The organism is Rhodoferax sp. UBA5149, assembly GCF_002413825.1.
Classification (GTDB): Bacteria; Pseudomonadota; Gammaproteobacteria; order Burkholderiales; family Burkholderiaceae_C; genus Rhodoferax.
Map to the genome: position 1 here is coordinate 23,315 of NZ_DHXT01000027.1, position 11,303 is coordinate 34,617.

The window sequence follows — 11,303 nt, forward strand, 5'->3', positions numbered from 1 at the left end:
GCGGTGATCAGCACCAGCACGCCCTTGGCGCCCGAGAGGTCGATGCCTTCGAGCAAGGGGCAGGCGACGGCCTGTTCGGCCGCGATGCGGGCACGGTCAGGGCCAGCGGCCACCGCGGTGCCCATCATGGCTTTGCCGGGCTCGCCCATCACGGTGCGCACGTCTTCAAAGTCGACGTTCACATGGCCGGGCACGTTGATGATTTCGGCGATGCCGCCGACGGCGTTCTTCAGCACGTCGTTGGCATGGGCAAAGGCCTGGTCTTGCGTGACGTCGTCGCCCAGCACTTCGAGCAGCTTCTCGTTGAGCACCACGATCAGCGAATCGACATTGGCTTCGAGTTCAGCCAGGCCGTTGTCGGCATTGGTCATGCGGCGACCGCCTTCAAAATCGAAGGGCTTGGTCACCACGCCCACCGTCAGAATGCCCATTTCACGCGCCACGCGGGCAATCACCGGCGCCGCGCCGGTACCGGTGCCACCGCCCATGCCGGCGGTGATGAACAGCATGTGCGCGCCGTCGATGGCGGCCCGGATGTCGTCCACCGCCAGTTCAGCGGCTTCGCGGCCCTTGTCGGGCTTGCTGCCGGCGCCCAGTCCACTGCTGCCGAGCTGGATGCTCTTGTGCGCATCGCTGCGGCTCAGGGCCTGCGAATCGGTATTGGCGCAGATGAACTCCACGCCCTGCACGCCACAACCAATCATGTGGCCCACGGCGTTGCCGCCACCGCCACCGACGCCGATGACCTTGATCTGGGTGCCCTGGTTAAACGCTTCTTCTTCAATCATTTCGATGGACATTTTTGCTCTCCTTCAGTTTCAAATATTTTGCAGTTGCCGAAATTGGTTTGGATCATGTTTTTTTGCCTATCTATGAGGGCGGATCCGTGCATCGCCATCGCCAATGCGGGCTTTCGCGAGCGAGCCAAAGTTTGGGTTGCATGGTTAAAAGTTCCCCACAAACCAGTCCTTGACCTGACCGAAAGCGGTTTTCATGGAACCATTTTTTTGCGCCACCTTGAAACCGCGCAGACGCGCCATGCGGGCTTCTTCGAGCAAGCCCATGACGGTGGCCGCCCGGGACTGGGCCACCATGTCGGACAAGGCGCCTGAATACCGGGGGATGCCGCGCCGCACCGGCTTGAGGAAGATGTCCTCGCCCAGCTCCACCATGCCGGGCATGATGCAGCTGCCGCCGGTGAGCACAATGCCGCTGGACAGCATTTCCTCAAACCCGGACTCGCGCATGACCTGGTGCACCAGCGAGAAAATCTCTTCGACGCGCGGCTCGATGACGCCGGCCAGCGCCTGGCGACTGAGCATGCGCGGGCCGCGGTCGCCCAGGCCCGGGACTTCGACCTGGGACTCGGGGTCGGCCAGCAGCTGCTTGGCGTAGCCGCTCTCGACCTTGATGTCTTCGGCGTCCTTGGTCGGCGTGCGCAGCGCCATGGCAATGTCGCTGGTGATCAGGTCGCCCGCGATCGGAATGACGGCGGTGTGGCGAATGGCGCCGTTGGTGAAGATCGCCACATCGGTGGTGCCGGCGCCAATGTCCACCAGCGCCACGCCCAGCTCGCGCTCATCTTCGGTCAGCACCGACAGGCTGGAGGCGAGCGGATTGAGCATCAGCTGCTCGACCTCCAGGCCGCAGCGGCGCACGCATTTGATGATGTTCTCGGCCGCGCTTTGGGCGCCGGTCACGATGTGGACCTTGGCCTCCAGCCGGATGCCGCTCATGCCGATCGGCTCTTTCACGTCCTGGCCGTCAATGATGAATTCCTGCGGCTCCACCAGCAGCAGGCGCTGGTCGGTCGAGATGTTGATGGCCTTGGCGGTCTCCACCACGCGCGCCACGTCGGCGGCGCTGACTTCACGGTCCTTGATCGCCACCATGCCGTGCGAATTGATGCCCCGGATGTGGCTGCCGGTGATGCCGGTGTAGACCCGCGTGATCTTGCAGTCGGCCATCAGCTCGGCCTCTTTCAGCGCCTGCTGGATGCTTTGCACGGTGGCGTCGATGTTCACCACCACGCCGCGCTTGAGCCCGTTGCTGGGCGCCACGCCCAGGCCGGCCAGTTTGAGCTCGCCGTTGGGCAGCACCTCGGCCACCACCACCATCACTTTGGCGGTGCCAATGTCCAGCCCTACGACCAGATCTTTGTATTCTTTCGCCATATATTTACCTGTTACTTGTGTTGCCGCTATTGCCGTTGTTGCCGCTATTCCCGTGACTGCCGTTACTTTTTCTGCCCATCCGCCGCCAGCGTGGTAACGCCGCGCAGCCGGATGGCATACCCGTCTTGATGCCGTAAATCAGCTGTCTCCAGGGCATCCACCTTGCGCCCGTAGCGCGACGCCACCTGCGTCAGCGTCTTCAGAAATCGTTGCGTGCGGGCCAGCACTTCTGCCTCCGTGCCGCCACCGAGCTCGATGACCGCGCCGCTGTCGAGCCGCGCGCGCCAGCCACCATGCCCGGTCAGCTCGATCTGCTCCAGCGCCATATCCATGTCTTCAAACTGCGGCTGCAGCGCCTGGTACATCGCCAGCACCTGCGCGGACTGGCCGTCCGGGCCATTCAAACGCGGCAAATCTTCTTGCTCGACTTCGCCGACATTGGCTTCAAACACTTCGCCAAAATTGTTGAGCAGCCTGGATTCGCCCTCCAGCCCCCAGTACGCGACGGCCTGGTGCTCCTGCAGCAAGACCTTGAGGCGATTCGGGAACTCGCGCCGTACCACGGCAGAACGGACCCAGGGCACGGCCTCGAAAGCGAGCCGCGTCGCCGTCAGATCGATCGTGAGAAAAGTGCCGCTCAGCCGCGACGCCACGTTGGCGCGCAGGGTCAGGGCGTTGTTGTGCGTCACGTCGCCGCTCACCGTGATGCCGCGCAGCGCAAATACGGGATGGCGCCAGGCCCAGCCCGCCACCGCGCCCACGACCATCAGCGCAAACGCCACGAACAGGGCGGACGCCGTCATGTTCATAAGTTTCACGTCGATCGGGGTCGGCACGGTTGTTGTCATGGCGCTTATCCGTGGGTGGCAACGTTGGCGTCCGCGTCGGGCGCCGCATAGTCCAGCGCGGCATGCTGCAGCACCTGAACGCACAGCGCCGGGTAGCTGATGCCGGCCGCCTTGGCCGCCATCGGCACCAGCGAATGCCCGGTCATGCCGGGCGAGGTGTTGATCTCCAGCAGATAGGGTTGGCGCGTGCGCGCGTCAATCATCACGTCGGCGCGCGCCCAACCGCGGCAGCCGAGCACCCGGTAAGCCTTCAGCACCAGCGCCTGAATGTGGGCTTCTTCGCCCTCGGGCAGGCCTGCGGGCACCAGGTACTGCGTGGTGTCGGTGAAATACTTGTTCTGGTAGTCGTAGTTTCCTTCCAGCGCCACGATGCGGATCAGCGGCAGCGCGCGGGCGGCCGCGCCCGAGCCCAGCACCGCAATCGTCACCTCATCGCCACTGATGAACTGCTCGCACAGCACCTCGGTGTCATGCTGGGCGGCCAGGGCATAAGCCGCCTCACACTGGTCCAGCGTGATGACCTTGGTCAAGCCGATGGTCGAGCCTTCCCGCGCCGGTTTCACAATCATCGGGCTGCCCAGCGCGGCAAACGCCTGTTCGGTGGCAGAGGCACCGTCGACCTGCCGCCAGGCCGGGGTTGGCAAGCCTTCCGCGCGCCAGATGCGTTTGGTCATGACCTTGTCAATGGCGATGCTGGAGGCCATGACGCCCGAACCGGTGTACGGGATGCCGAGCAATTCCAGTGCGCCTTGCACCGTGCCGTCTTCTCCAAAACGGCCATGCAAGGCGATGAAGCAACGCGCAAAACCTTTACGTTTGAGCTCGGCCAGATCACGCTGGGCCGGGTCGAAGGCATGGGCGTCGATACCTTGCGAGCGCAAGGCCGGCAGCACGCCCTGGCCCGACATCAAGGAAATATCGCGCTCGGCGGAGGCGCCGCCCATCAAAACGGCGACTTTCCCAAAATTTTGATTAAATTGGCTCATAGCCCCCGTCCCTCCTTCGTAGTCTGCTCTGAATTTTGTAGCATATCAAGCACTTTTCCAGGCACGGCGCCAATCGAGCCGGCGCCCATGCACAGCACCACGTCGCCGGCGCGGGCGTTTTCAACAATGGCCTGCGCCATATCGGCGATGTCATCGACAAAGACCGGCTCAATGCGCCCGGCCACACGCAGCGCGCGCGCCAGGCTGCGGCCATCGGCCGCGATGATGGGGGCCTCACCGGCGGCATAGACCTCGGCCAGCAACACCGCGTCGGCCTGCCCAATGACCTTGATGAAATCCTCGAAACAGTCGCGGGTGCGGGTGTAGCGATGCGGCTGGAACGCCAGCATCAGGCGCCGCTCCGGAAAAGCGCCGCGCGCCGCCGCCAGGGTGGCCGCCATTTCAACCGGGTGGTGACCGTAGTCGTCCACCAGCGTGAAAACACCACCGTCACGCGCCACCAGTTCGCCATAGCGCTGGAAGCGCCGGCCCACGCCCTTGAACTCGGCGAGTGCTTTTTGCACGGCGGCGTCCGGCACATTGAGTTCCACCGCCACCGCAATCGCGGACAGGGCGTTGAGCACGTTGTGGCGGCCCGGCAGGTTCAGCACCACGGCCAGGTCAGGCAGCACCACGCCGTTGCGACGTTGCACCGTGAAGTGCATTTGCCCGGCCACTGCACGCACATCAATGGCCCGAACTTCAGCGCCTTCGTCGAAGCCGTAGCTGGTGATCGGGCAGGTCACTTGCTGCACGATGTCGCGCACGGCGGCGTCATCCGTGCACAAAATCGCCGTGCCATAAAAGGGCATGCGGTGCAGGAAATCAACAAAGGCCTGCTTGAGGCGCTCGAAGTCGTGGCCGTAGGTCTCCATGTGGTCAGCGTCGATATTGGTGACCACCGCCATCACCGGCGACAGGTTCAGGAACGAGGCATCCGACTCGTCGGCTTCGACCACGATGTAATCCCCCTGCCCGAGCCGGGCATTGACGCCCGCGCTGTTGAGTCGACCGCCGATGACAAACGTCGGGTCCAGCCCGGCTTCTGCCAGCACGCTGGCGACCAGGCTGGTGGTGGTGGTCTTGCCGTGGGTGCCGGCGATGGCGATGCCATTTTTGAGCCGCATCAGCTCGGCCAGCATCAGCGCGCGCGGCACCACGGGGATGCGTTTCTCGCGGGCCGTGAGCACCTCGGGATTGTCGGCTTGCACGGCGGTCGAGGTGACCACCGCATCGGCGCCAGCGACGTGCGCGTCCGCATGGCCCACATAGGTCTGGATGCCCAGGCTGGCGAGGCGCTTCAAGGTGGCGCTGTCACTCAGGTCAGAGCCCGAAATGGTGTAGCCCAGATTGAACAGCACTTCGGCGATGCCCGACATGCCAGCACCACCGATGCCGACGAAGTGAATATGACGGACGGCGTGTTTCATGCAGTTAACTCCTCGCACGCGGCCACGATTTTCGCGGTCGCATCAATTTTTTCCATATTTTTGGCCTGTAGCCCCCGTGCCAGCAGCGTGGAGCGCTCTGTTTTTTGTAGCATGCCGGCGAGCCATTCGGGCGTCAACTGATCTTGGGGCAGCAGCCACGCGGCGCCCTGGTCGACCAGAAACCGGGCGTTGCGGGTCTGGTGATCGTCCACCGCGAACGGGAACGGGACGAACAGGGCGGCGGCGCCGACCGCGGCAATCTCGGTCACGGTACTGGCGCCGGCCCGGCAGATCACCAGATCAGCCTCGGCAAAGGCTTGCGCGGTGTCGTCGATGAAGGGCGTGAGTTGCGCCTGCACATCGGCTGCGGCGTAGTTGGCGCGCAGCGCGTCTATCTGCGTGGCGCCGCTTTGGTGGATGACCAGCGGGCGTTCCTTCGGCGGGATCAAAGCCAGCGCGCGCGGTACGATCTCGTTCAAGGCCCGCGCGCCCAGACTGCCGCCCACCACCAGCAAACGCAAGGGCCCGCTGCGCCCGGCGAAACGGGTGGCCGGCTCAGGACCGCCGATGAAAGCCGCACGCAAGGGGTTGCCGACCCAAATGCCTTTTTTGAGCACATCAGGGAAAGCCGTGAAGACGCGATCCGCCACCCGGGCGAGCAGCTTGTTGGCCAGGCCCGCCACCGAATTCTGTTCATGCAAGACCAGCGGCTTCGCGCACAGGACGCTCATCATGCCGGCCGGAAATGTGATGTAGCCGCCCAGTCCGACCACCACATCAGGCTTGACGCGGCGCAACACCTGGATGCTTTGCCAGCACGCCCGCACCAGGCGCCACGGCAACAAGGCGAGGGTCGCGAGCCCCTTGCCGCGCACGCCCGAGAAGTCCAGCGCATCAAACGCGAAGCCCTGCGGCGGCACCAGCCGGCTTTCCATGCTCGGCTGCGCCGCGCTGCCGGTCCCGCCCAGCCAGTGCACGCGCCAGCCGCGCTCGCGCAAGGCCTGGGCCACGGCCAGACCGGGAAAGATATGGCCCCCGGTACCGCCGGCCATCACCAATGCACAGCGCTGGATTGAAGTCGCGCTCATACCCGCCCCCCGTGCATCAGCAAGCGGTTCTCATGGTCGATGCGCAGCACCACGGCCAGGGCCACCAGGTTGACGAGGATGGCGGAGCCGCCATAGCTCATCAGCGGCAAGGTCAGGCCCTTGGTCGGCAAGGCGCCCAGGTTCACGCCGATGTTGATGAAGGCCTGAAAGCCCATCCAGATGCCAACGCCCTGCGCCGCCAGGCCGGCAAACACCCGGTCCAACGCAATCGCCTGACGGCCAATGTGCATCATGCGACGGGTCAACCAGAAAAACAGGCAAATCACGCAGACGACGCCCACCAGCCCGAATTCTTCGCCAATCACCGCCAGCAAGAAGTCAGTGTGGGCTTCGGGCAGCCAGTGCAGTTTCTCGACGCTGCCGCCCAGACCGACGCCAAAAATTTCACCGCGCCCAATGGCGATCAGGGAGTGGGTAAGCTGATAGCCTTTGGCCAGCGCGTTCTTCTCGCTCCAGGGGTCGAGGTAGGCAAAAATGCGCTCACGCCGGAATTCGCTGGTGGCAATCATCAGCCCGAAGGCCACCAGCAACACGGCCGCAATCAGAAAGAACATGCGGGCGTTGACGCCCCCCAGAAACAGGATGCCCATGGCAATCACGGAGATCACCATGAAGGCGCCCATGTCGGGCTCCAGCAGCAACAGCACACCGATCACCGCCACCGCCGCCCCCATCGGCAAGACAGCGCGGAAGAAGCGCTCCTTGACGTCCATCTTGCGCACCATGTAATCCGCCGCGTACAGCAGCACGGTGAACTTGGCCAGCTCGGACGGCTGAAAACTCAAAGGCCCCAGTGCAATCCAGCGGCGTGCGCCATAAACCACCTTGCCAACATGCGGAATCAAGACCGCCGCCAGCAGAATCAGGGACAGCACGAACAGCCCGCGGGCCGACTTCTCCCAGGTCGCCACCGGCACCTGAAAAGCCAGCAGCGCCGCGACAAATGACATCGCCAGCCACAGCACATGGCGCGTCAGGAAATAGGTGTGGGTGTACTTGGCGAAGCGCGGGTTTTCCGGCATCGCAATGGAGGCGGAATAAACCATCACCAGCCCCCAGGCGAGCAAGGCCACCGTGACCCAGACCAGCGCCTGGTCAAAGCCCAGCTCACGCGTCGGGATGCTGCCGGTGGCGGCGCGCCGCGTCGCGCCCAGGCGTACCGGCAGGACGTCGCCGGCCGGCTTGGCCAGACTGCCGATCCATCCGGAAAAACGCTGGGCCAATCCACTCACAGCGTGCCCTCCATGTGCACACCGGCGGCGCTGGCGATGTCTCTCACCGCCTCAACGAACAACTGGGCGCGGTGCTCATAGTTGTCAAACATGTCAAAACTGGCGCAAGCCGGTGACATCAGCACCGCGTCGCCCGCATGGGCTTTGCCGTTGGCCAGCGCCACGGCCTGCGCCATGGATTGAGCGTCTATCAGCGGCACGCCGGTGGACGCCAGCGCGGCCCGGATCGCTGGCGCGTCGCGCCCGATCAGCACCACGGCGCGCGCATGGCGCGCCACGGCTTGAGCCAGCGGCGAGAAGTCTTGTCCCTTGCCGTCGCCACCCATGATGACGATGACCTTGCGATCAGCCCCCAGACCGCACAGGGCAGCCACGGTCGCCCCGACATTGGTGCCTTTGCTGTCGTCAAAGAATTCGACTTCATTGAAAATGCCGATCGACTCCACCCGGTGCGGCTCACCCCGGTATTCGCGCAAGCCGTAGAGCATGGGGCCCAGCGCGCAGCCCGCCGCTGAGGCGAGTGCCAGCGCCGCCAGCGCGTTGACCGCGTTATGGCGCCCGCGGATGCGCAAGGCGTCGGCCGGCATCAGACGCTGGATGTGCAACTCGGGCTCATCGCCCTTGCGTTTCTTCAGCGTTTCATCGGCTTCCAGCGCACGCACCAGCCACACCATGCCGTTGACCTGCTCAATGCCAAAATCGCCGGGACGCTGCGGCATGTCGCCGCCGAACGTGACATGGGCGCGCACCAGCGGACGCTGTAGCTTGACCCGGATTGGTTCTGGCAGCATCGCCATGACGAGCGGGTCTTCGCGATTCAGCAGCATCAAGCCCTGCTGGCCAAAAATGTTGGCCTTGGCGGCCACGTAAGCCGCCATGCCGCCGTGCCAGTCCAGATGGTCCTGCGTGATGTTGAGCACCGCCGCGGCGCTGGGCTCAAAGGTTTTTTCACCTTCGAGCTGGAAACTCGACAGCTCGATGACCCAGACTTCGGGCAAGGTCTCGCCGTCCAGGTGCGCCGACAAAGTGTCGAGCAGCGTCGGGCCGATATTGCCCGCCACCGCCACCGTTTTGCCGGCGCGGCCAACCAGCTGCCCGGCAAGGGATGTGACCGTGGTTTTGCCGTTGGTGCCGGTGATCGCCAACACCTTGGGTGCATAGTCGCGCGTCGCCTTGAGGCTTTCCAGCGCTTGGCTGAATAAGCCTAATTCACCTGCAGCCCACAGCCCCATTGCGTGAGCAGCTCCTAAAACTGCAGCAAACTCCAAAGGCGTCAGGCCCGGGCTCTTGAACACGGCGCGCACGTCCGTACCTTCCACCAGCGCGGCATCGAAGGCGCCGCTGATGAAGCGGGCCGTCGGCACCTCGCGCTGCAAGGCCGCCAGCTGCGGCGGCTCGCTGCGGGTGTCCGCCACCGTCACCTGCGCGCCGCAGCGCGCACACCAACGCGCCATCGCCAGGCCGGATGCGCCCAGGCCCAGGATGAGAACGTGTTGATCGTGCAGGGTATCCACGGTTTACCTTAGTTTCAGGGTCGACAGGCCGATCAGGCACAGCAGCATGGTGATGATCCAGAAACGAACCACGACCTGCGTCTCTTTCCAGCCGCTTTTCTCGAAATGATGGTGCAGCGGCGCCATCTTCAGAATGCGTCGCCCTTGACCGTATTTCTTCTTCGTGTACTTGAAGTAGCTCACCTGCAACATGACGGACAGGGCCTCCACCACGAAGATGCCGCCCATGATGGCCAGCACGATTTCCTGGCGCACGATCACCGCGATGGTGCCCAAAGCCGCCCCCAATGCCAGGGCCCCGACGTCGCCCATGAACACCTGGGCCGGGTGCGTGTTGAACCACAGGAACGCCAGCCCGGCCCCCGCCATGGCCGCGCAGAAGATCAGCAGCTCGCCAGCGCCGGATATATGCGGCAGAAAAAGGTACTTGGAATACACCGCACTACCGGTCACGTAGGCAAAAATCCCCAAACAGGAGCCCACCATCACCACCGGCATGATGGCCAGGCCATCCAGACCATCGGTCAGGTTCACCGCATTGCTGGCGCCCACGATCACGAGGTAAGTGAGGATGACAAAACCCAACACGCCCAGTGGATAGCTGACTTCCTTGAAGAAAGGCAGCATCAGTCCGGCCTTGGGTGGCAGGTTCAAATCGAAACCCGACTGCACCCATTTGAAGAACAGTTCCAGCACGCGCATATTGGAATTCTCCGAAATGCTGAACACCAGATACAGCGCCGCCACCAGGCCAATGAGCGATTGCCAGAAATATTTTTCGCGGGACCGCATGCCCTCGGGGTCTTTGTGCACCACCTTGCGCCAGTCATCGACCCAGCCGATCGCACCAAAGCCCAGCGTGACCAGCAGCACGATCCAGACAAAGCGGTTGGTCAGGTCAAACCACAGGAGCGTGGAGACCGAGATGCACAGCAGAATCAGCACGCCGCCCATGGTGGGCGTGCCACTCTTGCTCAGGTGCGAGGCCATGCCATAGTCGCGAATCGGCTGGCCGATCTTGAGCTCGGACAGGCGGCGAATCACATACGGCCCCGCCACCAGGCCCATCAGCAGCGCCGTCAGCGCGGCCATGACGGCACGGAAGGTCAGGTACTGGAAGACCCGCAAAAATCCGAATCCAGGCGCCAGCGACTGCAGCCACTGAGCAAGGCTTAAAAGCATTGCGAACTCCTGTTCTTGTGGCTAAACAGCATGGCTATCTTTCTTGTCCTGTTGTGCGTCGGCGGCAATGGCCGCGACGACCCGCTCCATCTTCATGAAGCGCGAGCCCTTGACCAGCACGCTGCCCACGCCGGGCAGCGCCGCCAGCACGGCGGCTTGAAGCGATTGAATATCCGCAAAATGACGGCCAGCGCCGAAACTGGTCGCGGCCGCGGCGGACAGGTCGCCGAGGGTGAACAGCGCCTCGACGCCCAGCGTGCGCGCGAGTTGCCCGGCTTCGGCATGGAACCGCGGGCCTTGGTCGCCCACTTCGCCCATGTCGCCGAGCACCAGCAAACGCGGCCCGGGCAGCGCTGCCAGGACCTGAATGGCGGCCTGCACCGAATCGGGGTTGGCGTTGTAGGTATCGTCCACCAGCGTGATGGCGCGCGCGCCGTGCTCGACCACCAGCGCACGGGAACGCCCTTTGACCGGCTCGAACGCAGACAGGCCGCGGGCCATTGACTCCAGCGGAACACCCGCTGCCAGTGCGCAGGCGACTGCCGCGGCCGAGTTCTTGACGTTGTGCAGACCGGCAATATGCAGGGCGTAATGCAGCGGGCCAACCGGGGTGGCAAGCGCCACCTGCCAGGCGTCACCCGACCACCGGGCTTGCGTGACGCGAACATCCGCCTCGCTGGCGGCGTCCTCAGATACACAGAATTGAAGGGCCGCGCGGGGTCCGGCCTTGGCCGACCACATCGCGCTGTAAAGGTCGTCCGACGGAAACACCGCCACACCGGTGTCGGCCAGCGCGTCGATGACCGAGCCGTTTTCCTGCGCCACCGC

10 protein-coding genes are annotated in these 11,303 nt (G+C 64.1%); all 10 read right to left on the minus strand.

The annotated features are described in order from the left end of the window. Nucleotides 1-800: cell division protein FtsZ (gene ftsZ, locus B3V69_RS02095; protein ID WP_296443337.1), on the minus strand; the 800-nt coding region annotated here is incomplete at its 3' end. Nucleotides 801-944: 144 nt separating this feature from the next. After that, on the minus strand, nucleotides 945-2,174 hold the full coding sequence (ftsA, locus tag B3V69_RS02100; protein WP_296443339.1) for a cell division protein FtsA: 1,230 nt from the start codon (nucleotides 2,172-2,174) through the stop codon (nucleotides 945-947). A 62-nt stretch (nucleotides 2,175-2,236) separates the two neighbouring features. After that, complete coding sequence (locus B3V69_RS02105) at nucleotides 2,237-3,022, minus strand: cell division protein FtsQ/DivIB (RefSeq protein ID WP_296443341.1); 786 nt, start codon at nucleotides 3,020-3,022, stop codon at nucleotides 2,237-2,239. Nucleotides 3,023-3,027: 5 nt separating this feature from the next. After that, on the minus strand, nucleotides 3,028-4,008 hold the full coding sequence (locus B3V69_RS02110) for a D-alanine--D-alanine ligase (RefSeq protein WP_296443343.1): 981 nt from the start codon (nucleotides 4,006-4,008) through the stop codon (nucleotides 3,028-3,030). After that, a complete protein-coding gene (gene murC, locus B3V69_RS02115; RefSeq protein ID WP_296443345.1) occupies nucleotides 4,005-5,438 on the minus strand; it encodes a UDP-N-acetylmuramate--L-alanine ligase in 1,434 nt (477 codons plus the stop codon). Before murC ends, B3V69_RS02110 begins: the two co-directional genes overlap by 4 nt. Beyond that, nucleotides 5,435-6,526, minus strand: a complete 1,092-nt coding sequence (gene murG, locus B3V69_RS02120) for an undecaprenyldiphospho-muramoylpentapeptide beta-N-acetylglucosaminyltransferase (RefSeq protein ID WP_296443347.1) — start codon at nucleotides 6,524-6,526, stop codon at nucleotides 5,435-5,437. Before murG ends, murC begins: the two co-directional genes overlap by 4 nt. Next, nucleotides 6,523-7,779: a putative lipid II flippase FtsW gene (gene ftsW, locus B3V69_RS02125; protein WP_296443348.1), complete on the minus strand. Its 1,257-nt coding sequence runs from the start codon at nucleotides 7,777-7,779 to the stop codon at nucleotides 6,523-6,525. Before ftsW ends, murG begins: the two co-directional genes overlap by 4 nt. Further along, nucleotides 7,776-9,293, minus strand: coding sequence for a UDP-N-acetylmuramoyl-L-alanine--D-glutamate ligase (gene murD, locus B3V69_RS02130; protein WP_296443350.1), 1,518 nt, complete (start codon nucleotides 9,291-9,293; stop codon nucleotides 7,776-7,778). Before murD ends, ftsW begins: the two co-directional genes overlap by 4 nt. 3 nt (nucleotides 9,294-9,296) lie before the next feature. Next, nucleotides 9,297-10,475 carry a phospho-N-acetylmuramoyl-pentapeptide-transferase gene (gene mraY, locus B3V69_RS02135; RefSeq protein ID WP_296443352.1) on the minus strand — a complete coding sequence of 393 codons (1,179 nt, stop codon included), beginning with the start codon at nucleotides 10,473-10,475 and terminating at the stop codon, nucleotides 9,297-9,299. Between the two features lie 21 nt (nucleotides 10,476-10,496). Then, the coding region (locus B3V69_RS02140) for a glutamate ligase domain-containing protein (protein ID WP_296443355.1) at nucleotides 10,497-11,303 on the minus strand (807 nt) is incomplete at its 5' end.

Coding starts and splice junctions, on each gene's coding strand:
- ftsA (WP_296443339.1), bottom strand. CDS start 2,174: ATGGCGAAAGAATACAAAGATCTGGTCGTAGGGCTGGACATTGGCACC.
- B3V69_RS02105 (WP_296443341.1), bottom strand. CDS start 3,022: ATGACAACAACCGTGCCGACCCCGATCGACGTGAAACTTATGAACATG.
- B3V69_RS02110 (WP_296443343.1), bottom strand. CDS start 4,008: ATGAGCCAATTTAATCAAAATTTTGGGAAAGTCGCCGTTTTGATGGGC.
- murC (WP_296443345.1), bottom strand. CDS start 5,438: ATGAAACACGCCGTCCGTCATATTCACTTCGTCGGCATCGGTGGTGCT.
- murG (WP_296443347.1), bottom strand. CDS start 6,526: ATGAGCGCGACTTCAATCCAGCGCTGTGCATTGGTGATGGCCGGCGGT.
- mraY (WP_296443352.1), bottom strand. CDS start 10,475: ATGCTTTTAAGCCTTGCTCAGTGGCTGCAGTCGCTGGCGCCTGGATTC.